The organism is Gammaproteobacteria bacterium (assembly GCA_016200485.1).
In the GTDB taxonomy this organism is placed as follows: Bacteria; Pseudomonadota; Gammaproteobacteria; order Tenderiales; family Tenderiaceae; genus JACQEP01.
Map to the genome: position 1 here is coordinate 42,821 of JACQEP010000017.1, position 21,060 is coordinate 63,880.

Sequence of the window (21,060 nt, forward strand, 5' to 3'; positions counted from 1 at the left end):
AATATGTTGTATCAGGTAATCCTGGTTAGCTTCGTGCTAGCCAGCCAATTAGCCACGCTACCGCCCTGCCTTTGCACCTTATCAAAAATGCACAGCATAGAATTAAATCTAAATTGTTCCGCTGTCAGGCGGTTTTGAATACCGCCCGACACGGGCTATACTCTCTCCCCAACCCGCCATGCGGGAGAGGGGGCGCAACGGGATACTAACCTGCCAACTTAAGCTGGTGCGGGCTTAATCTTACTTGGGTGTCTTGCCCTAACAATTGAAACAGAACGACCACGCGCTTTTCCGAAATACTGGAAACCAAGCCTTCCAGTCCAGCCAACGGTCCACTTGCCACACGAACCACGACACCAGGTTTGATTGGGGTGAGTTCCGCGTACTGTGTGGCATGCTGCTGCATTTCAAACTGCCTGATGTTTTCCAGCGTTTTCGGGCGCATTACCGCGAATTCTTCACCGAAACGAACGATCTTTAGCACGCCCAACGTTGAGCGCACTGGCGCAATGGAATGCTCGGCATGAGCGGGCTGAAAAAAAACATACCCTGGAAATAATGGATCCAGTTGAATGACTTCGCGATTGCGTACAAATTTGATTATCTTGATACGGGGCAGATAGCAGTGATACCCCTGGCGCGACAAGTTTTCCTCGGCGACACGCTCCTGACGCGGCTTGGTCTGCACCACATACCAAGGCATGTCAGAGCAAATTCCTTTGCTGAACAACAATAAGGACATATCTTCTTTATCAGGCGCTGGCGCTGACTGTCCTTGTGACCGACCAGATTGCTCCGAGCTTCTGCATCTGCTTTCTAACATCCTGTACTTCCCTTCCCCGAATCCTACAGATGCTTAATGATCCAAGCAGTGTCGCTAACTCATTTGACTGCACGAATCACAATCAACAGTTATTTATTGATGGCGAGATGCAATTACTTTGCCGACTTACGATACTTCAGCATGGATCGCTCGCTCAACCCGCTATCAAGCTCAACAATCAATCGACTGGATACAAATTTCCCTATGTACCCTAACGCTACCGCCCGCATTATAACCGCAAACCGATCACGCCGTTAAACCCGGAAATTCTATCAGTTTGTCGCCGACGATGACATGGCATGTCAACATTCGCTTAAAATGGAGGCGGCATCCGTCTCCCTGCTCTAACGTGATGTATAACAATGCGTTATACATTTATGCGCGGCCATAGAAAAACATATGATTTTTATATAAAATTATCAACATATCTAAATTCCAACACAGCATTATCTGACTAAATTCATATGTTTCACGTCGTCCTCTATCAACCCGAAATCCCGCCCAACACGGGTAACGTGATCCGGCTCTGCGCCAATACCGGGGCTTGGCTACACCTGATCCATCCCCTGGGATTTACCTTGGAAGACAGGCAGTTACGGCGGGCTGGGCTGGATTATCACGATCTGGCGCAGGTGCGGGAACATCCGGACTTTGACCATTTCCTGACCACGATACAACCTTCGCGGGTTTTTGCTCTTTCGACGCGCGGCCAGCGAAATTACAGTGATGTTGACTATCAGCCGGGTGATGCCTTGGTGTTCGGGGCGGAGACCAGTGGGTTACCGGAACCTTTCCGGCGCACACTTTCTCCTGACCAGCTGTTACGATTGCCCATGCGCCCGGACAGCCGCAGCCTGAATTTGTCAAATACGGTGGCGGTGGTTGTGTATGAGGCGTGGCGGCAGCAGGGGTTTGCCATTGCCCCGCGGGTTATTGCTCAGGAGCACATCGCGTGATTCATTTCGTTACCGGCAGGGTTATATTCAGTCTTTTGATACGGCATAAATATGTTTGAAGTCGCGCCCATCTCCCTCCCCTCCGGGGCACCCTCTCCCGCTCGCGGGAGAAGGGAAGTTGCTGCGGCCTTCGGCTGCTGGTTCCTGGACAAGAAGCGTCCGTGCAAATCGAAGTTAAAACTTCATCAGGCCGGATCAATAAATCAATCCTTGGTAATGTTATTCATTCTAGCGTTGTCATTCGCCTTCCAGGGTTGCATTGACTCCAGCGTTGATAATCCCCGCGTCACGCCGACTCTGGCCAAAGCCACTGAAAAACCAGCAACGACCACCACCCCCTCTGGCAGTGGAACCACCACACCAACCGAGCCCGTCACTGGCTTTAAGACTTTGGGCGTAGGCGACAACTACAGTTGTGCCATCAAAAAAATCGATAATTCGCTCTGGTGCTGGGGGCAAAACACCAGCCGGCAACTGGGTAGCGGCAGCGTTGAAGACCAAAGCACCCCCCTCCCTATTGAGATCACCAAAACCTGGGCGCAGGTGGAAGGTGGCGCCCAGAACACGTGCGCGCTCGACATGCAAAACAAGCTGTACTGTTGGGGAATAAATACGAATGGGGAGGTTGGAAATGATACCAAACTACCAACATCAAACCCCACTTTGATTGGCACTGACACCTGGATCAGCATCGCCCTCGGCAATAATCACGCTTGCGCCATCAAGAGCGGTTACACGCTCTGGTGCTGGGGCGCGAACGCATCCGGCCAAGTGGGTGATGGTACATTTGCAGAGAAGCCCAGCCAAACAAGGATCGGCGCTGACTCTGACTGGCTTGCGATCAGCGCCAACGGCGACCACACTTGCGGCATCCGTCATGTTGACGTTGGCGGTGGAAGCTTCAACAACACCCTCTGGTGCTGGGGTAAAAACAACAAAGGACAACTTGGTGTCGGCATCGGCGACACGACAAACCGCAATACTCTTACCCAGGTTGGCGCCGCCACCGACTGGAACGCGATCAGTACTGGCGGCGAACATACCTGTGGCATCCGTCGCGAAGTAGCGGGCGGTGGTTTCGACAATAAACTTTACTGCTGGGGCGACAACAGTTTTGGGCAATATGGGGATGGCACGACAACATCCGCAACAATCCCAACCTACATTAATATCGGCACTACCTGGTCCAGCCTCTCGCTCGGCAGCACGCATACCTGCGCCATCAAAGCCGACAATACGCTTTGGTGCTGGGGCAACAGTGATTATGGGCAGATGGGGGGCGGTGTTACTGCACCTGTCGCCACCCCGCAACAGGTGGCCAGCAGTGTCGGCGTCAAGAGGGTGGCCAGTGGCGCCTCCCACACCTGCGCCATCAACAATAGCGACAAACTTTACTGTTGGGGGCTGAATATCCAGGGGCAATTAGGATTGGGCTCGATGATCAACACCTCATCGCCAACCAACATCACGCCACTGGCCTGGAAACAAGTTGACTCTGGCGCTGGTCACACCTGCGGTATTCTTGATGACGTCAGCCTGGGGAGCGTCATTTATTGTGGCGGCCTCAACCAGTATGGCCAGCTGGGCGATGGCACTGTGCAAAGTCGGGCGAATTTGATAGATAAACTCAATTTCAACCCGCCTCTCAACCCACAACCCACCTGGAAGCAACTCTCTACGGGCACCAACCACACCTGTGCTATCCGAAGCGATGCCGGATCTACTGACACCCTTTGGTGCTGGGGAGACAACAGCCAATTACAGCTCGGACGGCCCGGTGCAGCAACTTATACCTACTGGTCGCCTGCAAAAGAATCAAGCCTTGCCAACGATTGGCAATATGTCAGCGCCGGCGGACAACACACCTGCGGTATTCGCCATAATGTCATTACTGGTGCCAACACCCTCTGGTGTTGGGGCGCTAACAGTTCGGGCCAACTCGGAAATGTGGTCGCCGGTCCTCCAACAGAAACTCCGCAACAAGAAAACACTGCTGCTACCAACTGGAGCACTGTCAGCGCCGGCGACCAACATACCTGTGCGATTAAGAACAACACGCTCTGGTGCTGGGGCGACAACACCTATGGGCAGATCGGCGACAACACCACAAACACTCCCGTCCCTGTCCCCAAGGAAGTTTGCATCGACGTTGCCTGCACGCATGCCTCGGACTGGATCAAGGTCAGCGTCGGCGGACAACACACCTGCGGTATTCGCCATAATGTCATTACTGGTGCCAACACCCTCTGGTGCTGGGGCAATGACAGCAAGGGCCAACTAGGTAACGGCACCGGAGGCAATACCTTATTCCCATATCAAGAAAGCCTTAACAACGCCTACTGGATTGATGTTGCCGTAGGCGACGACCATAGCTGCGCCGTTAGCCAGTCCCCCAATGACCCCAGCTACAAAACTGTGTTTTGCTGGGGCAACAATAGCGCAGGACAAACAGGCACAAGCTCAAATCCGCAACAAACCCCCCAAGCCGCCAGCTCTTATGCTGACTGGCAACTTTCCTCTGTCACGGGCGCACCGATGTTAGCGCTTGGCAAGCAAACGACTTGCGGTCTGCGCACCACCAGCGGCACCACCAAAAAACTTTATTGCTGGGGTGACGGCTCTGAATATCAACTCGGCGATGGCCGTGGCTTTAAATCGACGCCGGAATTGGTGCCGTTAAATTAGAGGCTTGTTTTAGTTCCTTCTCCCTGAGGGAGAAGGCTAGGATGAGGGGATAAAATCAAACAGTCAGAACCATTTACCCCCTCACCCCAACCCTCTCCCAGAGGGAGAGGGAAATTTTCAACAAGCAGGGGACCCTGATTAAGTCAACACAATTTCACGGCAACACTTCTTCTTGCGCCAACATATCCTCAAGCGTTTCACGGCGCCGCACAACATGCACATTAGCGCCATCCACCAGCAACTCTGCCACGCGCGGCCGAGTATTGTAATTGGAACTCATGCTAAACCCGTATGCACCTGCGCCACGTACAGCAAGCAGATCACCCGGAGCAACCGCCAAATCACGATCCTTGCCGAGAAAATCGCCGGTTTCGCACACCGGACCAACGATATCGTAGCTACGTTTTTCGCCGCTCCCCTGCACCACCGGCACAATCTCCTGCCAGGCGTTATAAAGCGATGGCCGCAGCAAATCGTTCATCGCCGCATCGACGACGGCAAAATTCTTATCCGGCGTGCATTTGAGATACTCCACCTGCGTCAGCAAGATCCCGGCATTACCGACGATCGCCCGACCAGGTTCCACCAAAATTTCCAGTGATATATCTTTCAACTGCGGCATCAAGGCACCGAGATAATCCGCTGGCGACGGCGGTGTTTCGCCTCGATACCGAATCCCCAGGCCGCCACCAATATCAAGATGATGCAATTGAATCCCATTAGACTTCAGGTCTGCGATCAAACTCAACACTCGCGCCAAGGCATCGACAAACGGGGTGACGCTCGTCAATTGCGAACCGATATGACAATCCACGCCCACCACTTCGATATTCGGCATCGCAGCGGCTTGCAGATAAACTGGCAGCGCCTGATCAATCGCGATTCCAAATTTGTTTTCCTTCAGCCCGGTAGAAATGTAGGGATGGGTTTTGGCATCGACATCAGGATTAACGCGCAAGGATACCGGCGCCCGCTTGCCCAATTGCGCCGCCACGGATTGCAAACGCTCCAGCTCCGGCACCGATTCGACATTGAAACATTTAATCCCCAACACCAGCGCCCGCCGCATTTCATCGGCGCGCTTACCGACACCCGAAAACACCACTCTGGCCGGATCACCCCCGGCGCGTACCACACGCTCCAGTTCGCCAACAGACACAATGTCGAAACCGGAGCCGAGACGCGCCAGCAGATTCAATAATCCCAGATTGGAATTGGCTTTAACGGCATAACAGACCAGATGCGGGCGCCCGGCCAAGGCGTCGTCAAAGGCACGCCAATGGCGTTCCAGCGTGGCGCGGGAATACACATAACAGGGTGTGCCATAATCGCGCGCCACGCGCCGCAGGTCTACATCCTCGGCATGAAGCACACCATCACGATATTCAAAAAAATCCATTCACCAACCTCACCCTGTTGTCCGCTGCGTATCCCGATCCGGGAAGTACAAATCACCTTTCTGGCCACAGCCGGCGAGCACCACAGACAACACTGCCACCCCAGCCAACCACCGCATGAATTTCGGCATCATTCCGCTTCCGGTAAAAGGTACTCAGTATAAACGCTGTCCGGAGCAGGACAAAACGTTATAATCCGGAACCAACTAACAGCTTGTTGAAAAAAGCGCTTAGTCCCTTCTCCCTGAGGACATAGATGGGCGAGGTAGACTGCGCCAGGAGATGGAAGTCGAGGGCAACGCATGGCCGCTTCGGGCTCCTGCCCTCTCGCGGCATTCGTACGTCCATGTACTCTCAGAGCAGCTGCCGAGGACGAGGGGATATAATCAAACAGTTGCGATTCATTTCCCCCCCATCCCTCTCCCTGAGGGAAAGGGAATTTTTTAACAAACTGCTGAAGGAATACGCATGAACGAACTGCTCCCCGCCGTTGAAATCAACCCGCCAGGCCCAGGCCGCGCCAGCGTCATCTGGCTCCATGGCCTGGGGGCTGATGGTTATGACTTCGCTGGCGTCGTCCCGGAGCTGCGCCTCGCTCCCGCCCTTGGGATTCGCTTCGTCCTGCCACACGCCCCACAGATACCCGTCACCATCAATGGCGGTTACGTCATGCGCGCCTGGTATGACATCCGCCATTCCGATTTGCGCGAGACTGAAGACGCGGCGGGGATTTGCGCCTCCGCTGCCGCCATCGAACAATTAATCGCTCACGAAAAGGCGTTGGGGATTCCGGCGCGACGCATCATCCTGGCGGGCTTTTCTCAAGGTGGCGCCATCGCCCTGCACACCGGACTGCGCCATCCCGAGACACTGGGCGGCATCCTTGCCCTCTCAACTTACCTGCCGCTGGCCGATGACGCCGTAACCAAGCTTCACAAACAGTCGCTCACCACACCGATCATGATGGCCCACGGCACTGCGGATACTATCGTGCCATGGGCTGCGGGTTGCAAATCGCGAGACTTGTTACGCAGTTTAGGTTATCAAGTAGAGTGGCGCGAATATCCAATGCCGCATAGCGTTTGTGGCGAGGAAATTGAGGATATTGCGCACTGGTTAAAGCGAATACTTGAACATTAACTGCCTGGCCGAAGAGGGTGCACACCCCCTCTCGACAACACATCTAACGCTTCATTGAGCTTGATCTCAATATTCTTCTTGTAATTGAGAAAATCGGCAATCGGAGCCCGACCACCGCCATAATCGGCAAACATGCTCGGCGGCAAATCAAGGTCCGTAATAAAAATGGGGTAACGCTGGCCACCCTGGCGCCTGGATACAATATAAGCTGCCACCTCAGAAAATAAGCGGCTGCCATATTCCAGCGAGGAAAACTCGCGATCATCGCAATAAATCCGGAAACTATTCGGTGCCACATCGTTATTTTCGGCCAGCACTTGGATACTGAAAAAGCCTTTTACCGTTCCTTCGACGGGTTCGATACGACCCACTTGCAATTGATTCTGACTATTGCGACTGATACGGAAATATTCTATTTCGGCCGCATCACCAGAAGCTCCTTCCAATCCTGATAACTGAAAATACTGCCGATGCAATACCGAGTCAAAAAATTTCCGGAAATGCAACAGCAAACGCTGCGAATCAAAAAACTCCACCTGCTGGTAGAATAACGATCCATGCTCATCCAGCACATAAACATCCGCGACTCGCCCCTCGTCCTTGTAGAAAAGCTGCACCACACCAGGCTTATTAAATTTCAACATTAGCGGCAACAAAGTGTCATTAAGCGCCGCATCATCAACGATCACCCTACCGAACGTTTGCCGCCCCTTACCCAGATATCGCAACAAATCGGCATATGAAGGTAACCGCTGATAACGTAACGCGTCATCTTCCAGATAGAGCACGTAATAGATACGCTCCACCATAAACACAAAGCGATTATTTACCCCTTCTTTACTCCCGTAGAAACAATCAATCAATTCTTTAAACAATCGCTCAACACGCTGCCTGATTGTTGTTGTGTGATTTTGGCTGACACACAACACCTCGGGTGCCGGCGGCGCAACCCCTTTTGAAGGGGGCGACCATTGAAAATATGATGAGATGCCATTGAGCACATTTTCAATCCCGGAATGATGCGAGGTTACCACCTCTTTCCAACTGGTAAGCAGAATCATGTCAAAGCTACTGATCAGACATTCGAACATGCCGCCGTAGCTGAAGGCATCCATACGATTACTGGCCAGGCACTTGCCATCGCGCACATTTTGCGCCATCGGATCAGCACCAAGATTGACGACTACAACCGCCTGCTGCACCTTTACTGACCGACCTAAAGCATCGACATTGGTTTCCAGCACCAATGATCTCGGCATGAGCTTCACGATCGCCCGCTCAAAGTCTTCAATCTCACGCGTTATCTGGCGGCCATCGGCACGAATTGCCTTCGGTACCGTGGTTGCATCCATCAAGCCATTAAAGTGCGCCCACGATAACGCCTCTATCAAACTATGCGCGCGCTTGACTGCCGTTGAACTATTATTGGGATCGCCCACCTCACCCGACCCATCCACCAACACCGTCCAGCCACCCTGATGATCCCGTTGCCGAATTTGGTAAAAGGTCAGCACCGGCTCCCATACATTTTCCGATATCCCGCGATTAACAATCTCGACCTTGCCGGTTTTGCGCTCAAATGCAGCGTATAGCTTACGGCCAAGCGCCGTCATATCGCGCTGGTTGATGGCGGCGAGTTGCGCATATTTACGCGCAAAATCCGATAGAAACTGATAGGTGTAGGTCAATTCCTTAACCAGTATTCCGCGCTCCTTGACGACCTGCTGGATTTTCCAGTTCGCGCGATTGTCGATGGTTTGCACCTGACCGCGTTCCCAACCCCAGGAATTCGACTGCGAACGCATGACATCACGCCGCCAATCAAAATCTTTCGGCTCTGGCAGACTTAGTTTTTGACCCACCTTTAAATAAAAACAACGCCGCACCAACTCCAATCTTTCTTCATCTTCACGCTTGACCAGATACTCTTCCAGTTTTTTGTAGAGCATCAAATAGGGATCAAGACGGTCCAGATCATTTTCACCATTGAATATCGCCTTTTTGAAACGCAAACACAGCAATTCGATATTCGGATATTCGTGGGCATACACTTCCATCAACAACAATTTAAGCACCGACTTGTAAGGCGAATCGATCCCCTTAAACAGCTGCCACAGTGCAGCGCCAAAAAATTCTTCCGCAGGCACCGTAGGAATACCGCCAAAATCGACGGTCTCACTCTCGCCAATCAAACGTTTTTCCTGTAAACCTTTGATATACGCGGCATAGTTTGCCTCTTCCTCCACAGGCACCAGCCACCAGGCAGGATAGCGCCCCGCCAGTAACAAGCTGGTGCGATAAAATTCTTCCAGCAACAGATAATATTGCGCCGTGCCGCTGCTTTCCGACGACAAATCGACAATCTTGCCCGCCTTAAAGCTCTCAGGCTCCATCAGGAAAAAGTGAACTTCCAATCCCTGTTCATCGGCCCACTGCTCAATGGCCGTGGCCTTGGATTGAAGTTCCGCCAAGCGCTCGGCACTGAGGTCGTTTTGATGGCATAACCAGATATCAAAGTCGCTTTTTTTCGAATAGGCGACCGTGCCGCTACTCCCCATCAGGAACATCGAAATGATGTCGTAACGCGGCATCGCCCGTTTTTGATATTCAAAGCGATTGACGTATTTATTGGCCGCCGTTAGCGCCCGACTGCTCGGCACATAGTCACAAATTCCCGCCGGCGTATCTTTAGAGGAATACCCGGGCAACCGGGTATGGTTGGTATGAAACAGCAGCGGCAAAAAATCAAGGAAATCCCGCTGGTTATTGCGCATGCAATCTTCTGCACGGCGCAACCGCTCCCTGTTAATCATCAGAAAGCGTTTTTTAATCGCCTCGACTTCAGCAAAAGTGATCTTTGATAGTATCTTCAACATAGCATCCCCAGCGTAATGTTTATCGGCAGGGGAAACAGAAGCTGAAGCGCCAAAAAATCGGGGCCTCTAACCAGCACCTATATAATATATTGATTTCTATGGATTATCTTGATCGCAAGATCCTTCGCGCAGCCATGCCCCTTGTTCACAGCGCAATCGTTCATTGCCGCTGCAAACCTCGCTGCCTTGGCCATAACTGGCGCCATTGAAGTAACAAACCCCAGTCTCTGGCATCTGCGCCGCCAGCAGCGGATATTCGTAATCGGTGTCCTCGATGACCGGTGAATTACGCAATTCCGGATCAGGGGCCCCCACTGCAATAACATGTACACGTTCTGACATTGGCCATCTCCTTATTTAATGAGAACATTTCTTATTTGAGCGCTGATACTGCCCGAATTCGCCCCTGTTACATTCCCCATGGGGTCCACACATTGATCACGAGCCTGTCACCCCGTAAAGTGTTACTTTAAGTATAGTGCCCTCAACTCCAAAAACTAAGGGAGCGTCCCGATGGAACAACTGGAACTCAAAGCGGCTCAGCAGACGCTGCAAAGTGCACCGATCGGCATTTTGTTACTGGGCGTCGATGGCCGCATCCAATGGCACAACGATAAGCTACTGGAGCTGCTTGACCTAAAGGCCGCGCAATTGCTCAACCAAAACGTGAAAACACTGGCCAATGAATTACGCGGTGTGTTTGTCGATCCCCCGGATATGATTCTGTTGCAACATGGCGATCAGCAGCGTTGGTTACGCTGCAACAGCCAGCAAAGCAACGGCAGCTCGGTGATCTTCTATGTTGATATCACCGAGGAACAACGGCTCAAACTGGAACGCGACAAGCTGAGCGAGGAGCTGCAACGCTTGACCACTCGCGACCCCATTACCGGCCTACCAAATCAGCGCGCGTTGATGCAAGGACTGGAACCTCTGGTCTCGCGTAGCCGCCGTTATAGCAATCCACTGTCTTTGATCAAACTCAATGTCTGCGTGCGCGGCGGCAAACTTTCGCTGCCCAAACAGGAGGAGGCGTGGCGCAAAGTTGGCCAGGCGCTGAAAGATCAAATGCGCTGGGCCGATATCATCGGCCGTTATCAAGGCAGTGACTTCCTGCTGATCCTGCCCGAAACCCCTGAAGACGCCGCACAACAGTTGGCGGACAAAATCAGCAGTCTGATCGCCGAAATCAAATTCAATGACGCCGAAGGCAACCTGCTCGCCCTCGATCCCTACTGCGGCGTTGCCAGCTGGACTAAAGGTGATGATTCAGCGCTGATGATTCTCCGCGCCGACGAGCGGATGCAGGCCGCGCGCCAGGCGGGAACGCCGGTATTGATGCCGAGCTGATCTTTGGGAAAGATTATCCGCGAAACACGCGAATGAACGCAAAAAAGACCTAGAGAAATTGAGAGCGCTATTCAGATTCCTTGCGGACATGAGGTGCCCTAGTTTTTCTTATTAGCGTTTATTTGCGTGTTTCGCGGATAAATGTATTTTAAATTTACGCCAGTTGCTGCCGGGCGCGCTGTATCGCCGCGCGCACTTGCGCTGGCGCCGTGCCGCCCAGATGATTGCGTGCTGCCACTGAACCTTCCAGCGTCAACACCTGAAACACATCTGGACCGATGACATTAGAAAACCGCTGCAACTCATCCAGTGTCATTGCGCTAAGATCTTTTTGCTGCTCAACACCGTAACGTACGGCCTTGCCGACGACCTCATGCGCATCACGGAAGGCAACACCGTTGCGCACCAGATAATCCGCCAGATCGGTGGCGGTGGCGAAACCACGCAACGCAGCGCGTGCCATGTTGTCACGCTTGACGCGCAGTGTCGCCATCATGTCGGCGTAGACTTTGAGCGAACCGCGCAGGGTATCAATGGTATCGAACAAGGGTTCTTTGTCTTCCTGATTGTCTTTATTGTAAGCCAGTGGCTGCCCCTTCATTAACGTCAGCAAACAAATCAGATGACCATTAACGCGGCCTGTTTTGCCGCGCACCAGTTCCGGCACATCCGGATTCTTCTTTTGTGGCATGATCGAAGAGCCGGTGCAGAAACTGTCCGGGATATCGACAAAATCAAACTGCGCCGAGGCCCACAAAATTAATTCTTCAGAAAAACGCGACATATGCGTCATTACCAATGAAGCAGCAGCACAAAACTCGATGGCAAAATCACGATCACTCACCGCATCCAGTGAATTCTGGCATATCCCTTCGAAGCCGAGCAGCTTGGCGGTATATTCACGGTCGATCGGATAACTGGTGCCTGCCAACGCCGCACTGCCCAGCGGCATCACGTTCACCCGTTTGCGGCAATCACGCAGCCGCGCGGCATCGCGCTGCAACATCTCGTACCAGGCCAGCATGTGGTGACCAAAAGTGACCGGCTGCGCCACTTGCAAATGCGTGAATCCGGGCAGGATGGTATCGGCTTCCCGTTCGGCCAGATCGACCAAGGCAATTTGCAGGCGCTTGATCTCGGCGAGAATGGCGTCGATCTCATCGCGCAGATACAAGCGGACATCGGTCGCCACCTGATCGTTGCGCGAACGGCCGGTGTGTAATTTCTTACCGGCGATGCCGATGCGATCGGTGAGCCGCGCCTCGATGTTCATGTGCACATCTTCCAGCGACACCGACCAGGCAAAACCGCCGGCCTCAATCTCGGCCAGGATCTCGTCGAGCCCGGCGATGATCTTGGCGCACTCGTCCTCAGTCAGCACGCCGACATGGGTCAACATCCGGGCATGGGCCTTGGACCCGGCGATATCGTGGCGATAGAGGCGGTAATCAAAGCCGACCGAGGCGGTAAAGGCCTCGACAAAGGCGTCTGTCGGTTCGGTAAAACGGCCGGCCCAAGGCTTGGCTTGCTGATCTGTCACGGTGAAATCCTTACGAAAATGCTGAAAGGGCGGATTATAGCAATTCCGGGAGATGTCGATTGCCTCCCCGTGTGAAACAAGCCACGCCCCCTCTCCCCGACCCTCTCCCACAAGTGGGAGAGGGCGAAAACGCTTCCATCCGAACAGATCGATAAGGTCTACCGCAGTGGCGTCCGATATCTATTAAGATGAACCCTATGAATCCCAACCCGCCGCCAGGGAAGGACCGGCCGGAGCTGTTTCTGCCGGACTTCTGCAATATCCGCATCGTGTTCGCGGTGATTGTCATCGCCGAACTGCTGGCCTTTATCGTCACCCTCGCCAGCCCAGCGGGGCGCGGCGGCGGCTGGACGCAGCTCAGCCTGCTGTCGCTTTACATCCAATGGCTGGCGCTGGCAGGCAGCGGCACCCTATGCCTGTTGCGACCGTGGCTGGGCCGGCTGGATGCTCAACGCGCCACACTGGCCAGTTATGGGCTCCTGATCGGCACCACACTGCTGATCGCCGAAATTACCTACTGGGGCGGACAGACCTTGGCCGATGGTGCCGTCGCCGTTGGCATGAGTCACGCTGAATTTCTCGGCCGCAACCTTGGCATCAGCGCTATCACCAGTTTTTTGACCCTGCGTTATTTTTATTTGCGCCACCAACTCAAGCTCAACGTCGCCGCCGAACATCAGGCGCGGTTGCAAGCGCTACAGGCGCGCATCCAGCCACACTTTCTGTTCAATAGTCTCAACACCATCGCCAGCCTGATCCGGCATCAGCCGCGCGTCGCCGAAACCGCCGTTGAAGACCTGGCCGATTTATTCCGTACCACGCTTAAAGATTCACGCGAACTGGTACCGCTGGCCACGGAACTGGAACTGGCACGGCGTTATCTGCAAATCGAGCAATTACGCCTGGGCGAACGATTGCATGTCGAATGGAATGTGGATCAAGTGCCACAAGACGCGTTGCTGCCAACACTGACCCTGCAACCACTGCTGGAAAATGCCATTTATCACGGCATTGAATCGCTGGCCGAAGGCGGCATAATTCATGTACACGGCGAACTCAAACGCCAACAAATCAACTTCAGCATTCGCAACCCGCGCGCTAACGTGGCGCAAGCACAACATCCCGGTCACCATCTGGCGCTGGATAATATCCGCCAACGCCTGCTCGCCCATTTTGAAGAAGACGCAAAGCTGGAGACCGACGCCGGAGACGGTTACTATGAAGTGCGTTTGTTATGGCCGTATCGAGTGAGTGAGTCATGATGCTGCGAAACGAAATTATTCCTTCTCCCTCAGGAAGAAGGCTAGGATGAGGGGATGAAAAAGCTGAGGCTTAATTTATTATCACCCCTCACCCTCGGCAACTGCTCCATGCGTTGCCCTACCTCGCGCATCCATGCGCTCGCAACCCTCTCCCTGGAGGAGAGGGAGTTGATGGGGTCCCAGCGATGATCCGCGTCTTCATCGTTGATGACGAGGCCTTAGCCCGCGTCCGCCTCAAAGATTTGCTGCAGGAAATCGCCGATGTCGAAATCATCGGCGAGGCCAGCAATGGTAGCGACGCATTAAAGCAAATCGAACGACTGGAACCCGATGTCGTATTGCTCGACATCCGCATGCCGGTGATGGATGGCTTGGAAACCGCGCGCCATTTCGCCGACTGGCCCGATGCGCCCGCCGTGATCTTCACCACCGCCCACGACGAACACGCCCTCGCCGCCTTCGAAGCCAACGCCATTGACTACCTGCTCAAACCCGTGCGCCGTGAACGCCTGGAACAAGCCCTGCGCAAAGCACAACGCCCGGCCACACAAACTGCAGTATTAGAACAAGCACGCGCAGGCGAAGCCCGCAGCCACATCTGCGCCCATCAACGCGGCAATCTGGTGCTGATTCCCGTCACCGACATTTTCTATTTCCAGTCCGACAGTAAATATACCACCGTCTATCATCGCAACGGCACGGTGCTGATCGACGAACCGCTCAAACAACTGGAACAGGAATTCGCCGCCCACTTCACCCGCATTCATCGCAACGCCCTCGTCGCCAATCGTGAAATCTCGGCATTGGAAAAAGACAGCAACGGCCATTTTCAATTGCGGTTGCGGCATTCGGATGTGGTACTGGAAGTCAGCCGACGGCTGGCACCGGAGGTGAGGCGGGTGTTGAATGAGATGGGTGGTTAGGGGCACGGCGCGCCGTGCCCCTACGATCAACTGCGTGTTGCTTTGGTACGGCGAGTGGGCCGCTTTGTCAGCCCGGCAGCCTGTTGCGCCACTTCGAGCAATGAACTCAGCGCGTCATTTACCGATTGATCCGTTGGGAACGCCGCCGCCACTTCCGGTTTGAGCAACACAAGATTCGTGCCTGCAAGATAAGACTTAAGGTGTTTGCCACGAACACCTTTTCCGAGATCCTCTCGGCTGTACTCTGGGCGGAGCTCGTCTCGTTTAGTCTTCTTCATAGATCTTTCTCTCATGTTTGGTCATTTTGCGCGCACTGATAATTCTGATCTTCTTGCCCCGCCCGGTATGCGCTACCACTAACAATTGGCTGGACAGCGACAATCCGAACGTAATAAAACGATGCTCATTTTTGGAATGATCCGGATCGGGAAAAGTGATAGCCATTGAATCCCCGAATACCGATGCTGCTTCCTGAAAAGACACGCCATGCTTCTTCGCATTTGCGGCGGCCTTCTTGTCATCCCATTCAAATTCCATCATACAGACCTCGGCCAGTTATTGCTCTGACCCACTTTTAAAAACACAGATCGTGGAATACGATAATTTCCTTCACTTTCATGCTTTTACCATCCCACACATAACCATACAAGATCATTTCGACACAAAATCGTAATCCCATCCAACCCCATAAGTAGGGGCACGGCGCGCCGTGCCCCTACGCCAATTGATCACAAACAATTTTGTCGCCCCTCCCAGGGTTTGCCTCCACGCCGCCAAGTCCGTAGCATATGTGCTCTATCTGGATGAGAACAGGATCATGACCGACGAAGTTATCCGCATCGCTACCCGCAAAAGCCCGCTGGCCCTGTGGCAGGCGGAATATGTCCGCGACCGTTTGCTGGCGCTCCACCCTGGTTTGAAGGTGGAATTGCTGGGCATGACGACCCAGGGTGACAAGATTCTCGACAGCCCGCTGGCCAAGATCGGCGGCAAGGGTTTGTTTGTGAAAGAGCTGGAACAGGGGATGCTGGAGGGGCGGGCCGATATCGCCGTCCATTCGATGAAGGATGTGCCGGTGGAATTCCCGGAAGGGCTGCATCTGGCCGTGGTTTGCGAGCGCGAAGATCCGCGCGATGCCTTTGTTTCCACCCGTTTTGCCAAGCTGACCGACCTGCCGCAGGGCGCCAAAGTGGGCACCTCCAGCCTGCGCCGCCAGTGCCAGCTGCGAGCGCTGCGCCCGGATTTGCAGCTTCTGGACCTGCGCGGCAACGTCAATAGCCGGTTGGTCAAGCTCGATAGGGGCGACTATGACGCCATTATCCTCGCCGCCGCTGGGCTGATCCGGCTTGGTTTTCAGGATCAAATTACGACCTTCCTCGAACCCGAGGTTAGCCTGCCGGCTATCGGCCAGGGGGTAGTCGGTATCGAGTGCCGCCGCGATGACCCGCGCGTGAACAAGCTGATCGCACCGCTCAATGACCCGGACACCTGGACGCGGGTGCAGGCCGAACGGGCGATGAACGAGAAACTGCAAGGCGGCTGCCAAGTGCCGATAGCCGGTCATGCCACGCTACAAGGGGATCAACTCTATTTGCGCGGGCTGGTCGGTCGCCCCGACGGCCGGGAGATGGTGCGCGGCGAAATCCGTGGTCCGGCGGCGAAAGCCGCTCAACTTGGCGTGACTCTGGCCGAAGACTTACTTAGTCGCGGCGCGCGCGTCATTCTGGATGAGCTGTATCGCAGCAATGCACCTTGAACGAAAAACAAACCGCCAAGGGCGCTAAGTGCGCCAAGAAAATTCAAGATATAGGAAATTCGGGCTCCGCGTTTGATGCACACGAAGCATCTGTATTCCGGAAAACAATCGAGCATCTTGGCGTACCTTTGCGTCCTTTGCGGTTAAATTGCTTTAGAGTGATTCGAATCCTGGATGAATACCACGCCACTCAATGGCATCAAAATCGCGGTCACTCGCCCTGTCGAACAAGCCGGGGCGTTGTGCGACCTGATCACAGCGGCTGGTGGTCTCGCAATTCGTTACCCCGTGCTCGACATCGAATTTATCGTAGGGGCACGGCGCGCCGTGCCCCTACCCATCGCCGATTATGATTACGCGATCTTTATCAGCGCCAATGCCGTCACCGGCGCCGTGCGCTGGCTGCCTGCCGTGTTACCACCGAGTTTGCAACTGGCTGCCGTTGGCAAACGCACGGCGGAAATTCTGCGCCGACACTGGCCACAACCGATCCTCACCCCGGCTCACAATTACAACAGCGAGGCATTGCTGGAATTGCCGCAACTGCAATCCGTTTCCGGTAAGCGAATTGTTATTTTCCGTGGTGAGGGCGGTCGCGAATTACTGGCGGAAACGCTGCAACAGCGCGGCGCAACGGTCGAATACGCCGAAGTCTATCGCCGCCAGCAAACACAAGGTGACATTAAGCAGTTACAACATCAGGCGCCTGATTTAATCATCGTCACCAGCAACGAAGGACTGCAAAATCTGTATGATCAAACGCAGGGCCAAACACGAACGTGGTTACTGGGGCAGCAACTGATCGTGATTAGTGAGCGTGGCGCACAACGGGCGCGGGAGCTTGGCTTTCACCATGCCGCCATTATTGCAGCCCGCGCCGATGATCAAGGTCTATTGCAAGCCGTACTCGACTGGCGCACTCAACATGGAGTCACTTCGCCATGAGCGATCAAGATAGTGGCAAAAACACGACGACATCATCCTCACCACCCTCGACAACGGGTGCGCGCCGCGCCTCACCTCTGGCGTGGGCGGCATTAATTCTTACCATCGTTACACTCAGCACGCTGCTGTGGTTTTGGCAGCAGTCACGCAACAGCAATGCGGGCATAAAGGGCCGCCTCAACGCCGTTGAAAGCACTGTGCTCAAGGTACAAGACCTGACCCAGGCCACACGCAACACAGCCATTGCCGCCGAAAATGTCGCCGATGCGCTTGAAAAGCGGCTTGATGCCATGAGCCATCATCTCGACGCCCGCACCGATGCCTTGCAGATGCAAATCAGCGACCTCAATGATTCGGTTAACTCGGTAAGCAACTTGTTGCGCCAACGCAAGAGCGCTGCATTCATCGTCGCCGACGCCAAAAATCTTGTCGCCCAGGCGCAACACCATCTTCAATTTGGCGGCGACACGGGCGCAGTGATCGCCGCCCTGGAAACTGCGAGCCAACATCTCCAGGAAACCGGCGACCCCAGCCTGTTCGAGGCTCGCAAGACGATCAACGACATCAGCAGCGCTCTCAAAAAACGCGCCAGCATTGATATCACAAACCTGGCATTGACACTGAGCACATTGGAACAAGGCATTGACCCGCTACCCATCTCCGGCGCAGATCACCAGAATTCAAATACCAGCGCGCCGGAGAAGGTTGAAGGCTTTAGCGGACTGATACAAAAAATCTGGTCCGACATTAAAGGCCTGATCTCAATTCACCACCAAAGCGATCCCAAAGACATCGCTTTACTGCCGCCGGAACGGCGTTTCTTTTTACAGCAAAATCTACATCTGCAAATATCCGCGGCACGACTGGCCTTATTGCAGCGTAACGACAAGATTTTTCATGACGCCATCAACGCTACCCATGAATGGGTGAACACCTATTACAATCCAAAAGCAGCGGAGACCAAAGCGTTTCTCGTAGCCCTGTCGCAACTCAAAGCTATCGACCTAAAACTACCGGAATCCGATTTCAAGCGCACACTTGATTTATTAAGCGCCTGGCAACAGCAGAACAATGCATTAGCCACCTCCGGCAAGGGAACTCGCTAACCATGCGCTTGGTCATCTATTCGATCCTGGTCTTGATCGGCGCCACGCTGATCACTCAATTCAGCATCGAGGACGCCGGCTATGCTGTGATTTCCATCCACGGCTGGACGCTGGAAACCAGCGCCATCGTCTTTTTTATTTTGTGCCTATTGCTGTTTGTAGCCGCCTATTTTTGCCTGCGGCTCTGGGTCGCCATTGGCCTGGCACCCAAACAATTTCGCAAATGGCGTGAACGAAGACGCGCGATCAGTGGCTATCAATATCTCTCCCAGGGATTTCTAGAACTCGATTCTGGTAAATGGTTTGATGCCGAAAAACATTTACTCAAGGCCGCGCGCAATCCCCACCTTGCCGTACTGAGTCATCTAGGTGCTGCGCGCGCCGCGCATGAACAGGGCGCCAGGAACCGGCGCGATGGTTATTACAAACTTGCGCTTGAACATGCACCCGAGGCGCATATGTCGATCCTGCTCAATCAAGCGCAACTGCTCCAGCATTCCGGCCAGCCCGAAAAGGCTTTGGCAGTACTTGAACACATGCCCGGCAGCCTGCTCAATTCGCCGCAGGTGTTACGCAGCCTGACCACTCTTTATGCAGAGACCAAGAACTGGACCGCGCTCGTCGGACTATTGCCCCGACTGAGGCAATACAAAGCCTTACCGATGGATGATTACTACCGCATCGAACGCGGTGCTTATCTTGGCCACCTGCAACAGATCGGCCGCAGCCGCAATATCAATACTATCTTGAACCTGTGGAAGGAAATCCCCACACGACTGCAAGAGGATGAGGCGCTCTTCATCGAAATGGTGACTGCTTTAATGAATATTGGCGAAGCCGATCGCGCTGAGGACATGCTTTATCGCCGCATTAATCATCAATGGAATGAGAAACTGGTTTACCTTTACGGATTGCTTAATGGCGATGCTGAAATTCATCTCAGCCGCGGCCGTAACTGGCTCGGCAAGAATCCAAATAACTCAACACTGTTACTCACCCTGGGCCGGCTTGCGATGCGGGCCCATGACTGGCAGGCCGCGCAGGGATATCTGGAAAAAAGTCTGGAGCAACTGCCTAACGCGGAAACCTATCAGGAACTCGGCAATCTGCTGTTCCAGCTCAATGCTCCGGAACGAGCTGCTGACTGTTATCGTCGCGGTCTGGCAATGACCAAGGATCTTTCAACGCCAGAAATCAAAACGGGCGTGATCGAACATTTGCAGGGACGGATTTAAAACCCGCCCCTACGGGGAATCAATGGCAAAATTAAAACTATCGTAATAAAACTGCGCTTCGGGCAACCCAAGATTCATAAACCCAATCCGTGCCGCTTCGATCATCGCTGGCGACCCGCAGACGTACACGTCGTAATTTTGAAGATTAGAAAAATCATCGAGTACTGCCTGATGCACCAGACCGATACGTCCTTGCCAGCCATCGCCGGGTTTCGGCTCTGACAATACCGGGATGTAATAAAACCCATCACGACTACGCCATGATTGCGGCAGGGCATCGAGATATAAATCTTCCTTGGCACGCGCCCCCCAGTACAAATACAAGGGCCGTTTGATTTTTTCCCGCCAGGCATGTTCAATCAACGCCTTGATTGGCGCAAAGCCAGTGCTACCCGCCACACATATAATCGGTCGCGTTGAATCTTCGCGCAAAAAGAAATTGCCGAATGGCCCTTCGATGCGCAAAATATCTTTTTCACGCATCTTGGTAAATACATGTCCGGTAAACTCACCGCCATCGATATACCGGATATGCAGTTCCAGCAATGCATCTTCATGCGGCGCATTAGCCAGCGAGAAACTGCGGCGGCGTCCGCCCGGCAGCAAAATATCAATATACTGCCCTGCCAGAAATTGCATCCGCTCGGTATCCGGCAATTTTAAATACACGCGCATCACATCATCCGCCAACCGCTCCAGCTTGGCCACGCGCGCGGGCATTTTGCGTATCGGTAACTCGCCGCCGCGAACGATCTCATGCACTTCAATCACCAGATCGGAACACGGTGCCGCCTTGCAGAATATTGACTGGCCAACGATATTGGCCATTTCGTTTAAAGCACGCGGCGTACCACTGGGATAATTGATTTCACCTGACACCACCTTGCCTCGGCATGCGCCGCAGACACCATTGCGACAACCGTAAGGGAAGGTGAGACCATGACGAATCGCGGCGTCAAGGACGGTTTCCCCCTCCTCGACAGTGAACTGACGATTACTTGGCTTCACGGTGACAACGAAACCCATATAATGTCCTTTTTATTGATTACGGAACCCTATCAATCCG

At 53.8% G+C, this 21,060-nt stretch carries 19 protein-coding genes; 10 read left to right on the forward strand and 9 right to left on the reverse strand.

All coding sequences use genetic code 11. From position 1 onward, the window contains the following. Positions 1-205: 205 nt before the first annotated feature. Positions 206-703 carry a transcriptional activator RfaH gene (locus tag HY272_11650; GenBank protein ID MBI3773339.1) on the reverse strand — a complete coding sequence of 166 codons (498 nt, stop codon included), beginning with the start codon at positions 701-703 and terminating at the stop codon, positions 206-208. Between the two features lie 584 nt (positions 704-1,287). Between HY272_11650 and trmL the strand changes: the two genes are divergently transcribed. Together trmL and HY272_11660 are read left to right on the forward strand one after the other, a co-directional pair. Next, positions 1,288-1,779, forward strand: a complete 492-nt coding sequence (gene trmL / locus HY272_11655; protein ID MBI3773340.1) for a tRNA (uridine(34)/cytosine(34)/5-carboxymethylaminomethyluridine(34)-2'-O)-methyltransferase TrmL — start codon at positions 1,288-1,290, stop codon at positions 1,777-1,779. Positions 1,780-1,995: 216 nt separating this feature from the next. Beyond that, positions 1,996-4,464 (forward strand): hypothetical protein, encoded by a 2,469-nt coding sequence (locus HY272_11660; GenBank protein MBI3773341.1) that lies wholly within the window; start codon positions 1,996-1,998, stop codon positions 4,462-4,464. A 154-nt stretch (positions 4,465-4,618) separates the two neighbouring features. On the opposite strand, the gene lysA is transcribed toward HY272_11660, so the two are convergent. Next, positions 4,619-5,863: a diaminopimelate decarboxylase gene (gene lysA / locus HY272_11665; GenBank protein ID MBI3773342.1), complete on the reverse strand. Its 1,245-nt coding sequence runs from the start codon at positions 5,861-5,863 to the stop codon at positions 4,619-4,621. Positions 5,864-5,872: 9 nt separating this feature from the next. Next, positions 5,873-5,992 (reverse strand): lipoprotein, encoded by a 120-nt coding sequence (locus HY272_11670; GenBank protein MBI3773343.1) that lies wholly within the window; start codon positions 5,990-5,992, stop codon positions 5,873-5,875. 337 nt (positions 5,993-6,329) lie between these two features. Here HY272_11670 and HY272_11675 point away from each other — a divergent pair, with 337 nt between their 5' ends. Next, positions 6,330-7,001, forward strand: coding sequence for an alpha/beta fold hydrolase (locus tag HY272_11675; protein MBI3773344.1), 672 nt, complete (start codon positions 6,330-6,332; stop codon positions 6,999-7,001). On the opposite strand, the gene HY272_11680 is transcribed toward HY272_11675, so the two are convergent. Continuing rightward, on the reverse strand, positions 6,998-9,877 hold the full coding sequence (locus HY272_11680; GenBank protein ID MBI3773345.1) for a class I adenylate cyclase: 2,880 nt from the start codon (positions 9,875-9,877) through the stop codon (positions 6,998-7,000). The two genes, HY272_11675 and HY272_11680, sit on opposite strands and share 4 nt — an antisense overlap. Before the next feature lie 96 nt (positions 9,878-9,973). Next, positions 9,974-10,219: a hypothetical protein gene (locus HY272_11685; GenBank protein MBI3773346.1), complete on the reverse strand. Its 246-nt coding sequence runs from the start codon at positions 10,217-10,219 to the stop codon at positions 9,974-9,976. A gap of 171 nt (positions 10,220-10,390) precedes the next feature. On the opposite strand from HY272_11685, the gene HY272_11690 reads away from it, so the two are divergent. Beyond that, positions 10,391-11,227 (forward strand): GGDEF domain-containing protein, encoded by an 837-nt coding sequence (locus HY272_11690; GenBank protein ID MBI3773347.1) that lies wholly within the window; start codon positions 10,391-10,393, stop codon positions 11,225-11,227. Positions 11,228-11,381: 154 nt separating this feature from the next. Here the strand turns inward: HY272_11690 and argH are convergent, their stop codons facing one another. Beyond that, positions 11,382-12,767 (reverse strand): argininosuccinate lyase, encoded by a 1,386-nt coding sequence (argH, locus tag HY272_11695; GenBank protein ID MBI3773348.1) that lies wholly within the window; start codon positions 12,765-12,767, stop codon positions 11,382-11,384. A 188-nt stretch (positions 12,768-12,955) separates the two neighbouring features. Between argH and HY272_11700 the strand changes: the two genes are divergently transcribed. Both HY272_11700 and HY272_11705 read left to right on the forward strand, forming a co-directional pair. Next, entirely contained in the window at positions 12,956-14,029 is a 1,074-nt protein-coding gene (locus HY272_11700) for a histidine kinase (protein MBI3773349.1), read from the forward strand. Between the two features lie 188 nt (positions 14,030-14,217). Then, positions 14,218-14,952 (forward strand): response regulator transcription factor, encoded by a 735-nt coding sequence (locus tag HY272_11705; GenBank protein MBI3773350.1) that lies wholly within the window; start codon positions 14,218-14,220, stop codon positions 14,950-14,952. A 26-nt stretch (positions 14,953-14,978) separates the two neighbouring features. Here HY272_11705 and HY272_11710 read toward each other — a convergent pair whose 3' ends face one another. Both HY272_11710 and HY272_11715 read right to left on the reverse strand, forming a co-directional pair. Then, complete coding sequence (locus HY272_11710) at positions 14,979-15,230, reverse strand: hypothetical protein (protein MBI3773351.1); 252 nt, start codon at positions 15,228-15,230, stop codon at positions 14,979-14,981. Further along, on the reverse strand, positions 15,217-15,489 hold the full coding sequence (locus HY272_11715; protein MBI3773352.1) for a BrnT family toxin: 273 nt from the start codon (positions 15,487-15,489) through the stop codon (positions 15,217-15,219). The genes HY272_11710 and HY272_11715 overlap by 14 nt, the downstream gene beginning before the upstream one ends. Before the next feature lie 280 nt (positions 15,490-15,769). Here HY272_11715 and hemC point away from each other — a divergent pair, with 280 nt between their 5' ends. The 4 genes from hemC to HY272_11735 all read left to right on the forward strand — a co-directional run bounded on the left by hemC (position 15,770) and on the right by HY272_11735 (position 19,994). Beyond that, positions 15,770-16,708, forward strand: a complete 939-nt coding sequence (gene hemC, locus HY272_11720) for a hydroxymethylbilane synthase (protein ID MBI3773353.1) — start codon at positions 15,770-15,772, stop codon at positions 16,706-16,708. Between the two features lie 174 nt (positions 16,709-16,882). Continuing rightward, positions 16,883-17,653 (forward strand): uroporphyrinogen-III synthase, encoded by a 771-nt coding sequence (locus tag HY272_11725; protein MBI3773354.1) that lies wholly within the window; start codon positions 16,883-16,885, stop codon positions 17,651-17,653. Beyond that, positions 17,650-18,759, forward strand: a complete 1,110-nt coding sequence (locus HY272_11730; GenBank protein ID MBI3773355.1) for a uroporphyrinogen-III C-methyltransferase — start codon at positions 17,650-17,652, stop codon at positions 18,757-18,759. The genes HY272_11725 and HY272_11730 overlap by 4 nt, the downstream gene beginning before the upstream one ends. A gap of 2 nt (positions 18,760-18,761) precedes the next feature. Beyond that, on the forward strand, positions 18,762-19,994 hold the full coding sequence (locus HY272_11735; GenBank protein MBI3773356.1) for a tetratricopeptide repeat protein: 1,233 nt from the start codon (positions 18,762-18,764) through the stop codon (positions 19,992-19,994). 9 nt (positions 19,995-20,003) lie between these two features. On the opposite strand, the gene HY272_11740 is transcribed toward HY272_11735, so the two are convergent. Further along, entirely contained in the window at positions 20,004-21,020 is a 1,017-nt protein-coding gene (locus tag HY272_11740) for a CDP-6-deoxy-delta-3,4-glucoseen reductase (protein MBI3773357.1), read from the reverse strand. Between the last annotated feature and the right edge of the window lie 40 nt (positions 21,021-21,060).

Coding starts and splice junctions, on each gene's coding strand:
- HY272_11690 (MBI3773347.1), top strand. CDS start 10,391: ATGGAACAACTGGAACTCAAAGCGGCTCAGCAGACGCTGCAAAGTGCA.
- HY272_11650 (MBI3773339.1), bottom strand. CDS start 703: ATGCCTTGGTATGTGGTGCAGACCAAGCCGCGTCAGGAGCGTGTCGCC.
- HY272_11730 (MBI3773355.1), top strand. CDS start 17,650: ATGAGCGATCAAGATAGTGGCAAAAACACGACGACATCATCCTCACCA.
- HY272_11710 (MBI3773351.1), bottom strand. CDS start 15,230: ATGAAGAAGACTAAACGAGACGAGCTCCGCCCAGAGTACAGCCGAGAG.
- HY272_11660 (MBI3773341.1), top strand. CDS start 1,996: ATGTTATTCATTCTAGCGTTGTCATTCGCCTTCCAGGGTTGCATTGAC.
- HY272_11735 (MBI3773356.1), top strand. CDS start 18,762: ATGCGCTTGGTCATCTATTCGATCCTGGTCTTGATCGGCGCCACGCTG.
- HY272_11740 (MBI3773357.1), bottom strand. CDS start 21,020: ATGGGTTTCGTTGTCACCGTGAAGCCAAGTAATCGTCAGTTCACTGTC.
- HY272_11680 (MBI3773345.1), bottom strand. CDS start 9,877: ATGTTGAAGATACTATCAAAGATCACTTTTGCTGAAGTCGAGGCGATT.
- HY272_11715 (MBI3773352.1), bottom strand. CDS start 15,489: ATGGAATTTGAATGGGATGACAAGAAGGCCGCCGCAAATGCGAAGAAG.
- hemC (MBI3773353.1), top strand. CDS start 15,770: ATGACCGACGAAGTTATCCGCATCGCTACCCGCAAAAGCCCGCTGGCC.
- HY272_11675 (MBI3773344.1), top strand. CDS start 6,330: ATGAACGAACTGCTCCCCGCCGTTGAAATCAACCCGCCAGGCCCAGGC.
- HY272_11670 (MBI3773343.1), bottom strand. CDS start 5,992: ATGCCGAAATTCATGCGGTGGTTGGCTGGGGTGGCAGTGTTGTCTGTG.
- trmL (MBI3773340.1), top strand. CDS start 1,288: ATGTTTCACGTCGTCCTCTATCAACCCGAAATCCCGCCCAACACGGGT.
- HY272_11725 (MBI3773354.1), top strand. CDS start 16,883: ATGAATACCACGCCACTCAATGGCATCAAAATCGCGGTCACTCGCCCT.
- HY272_11685 (MBI3773346.1), bottom strand. CDS start 10,219: ATGTCAGAACGTGTACATGTTATTGCAGTGGGGGCCCCTGATCCGGAA.
- lysA (MBI3773342.1), bottom strand. CDS start 5,863: ATGGATTTTTTTGAATATCGTGATGGTGTGCTTCATGCCGAGGATGTA.
- HY272_11700 (MBI3773349.1), top strand. CDS start 12,956: ATGAACCCTATGAATCCCAACCCGCCGCCAGGGAAGGACCGGCCGGAG.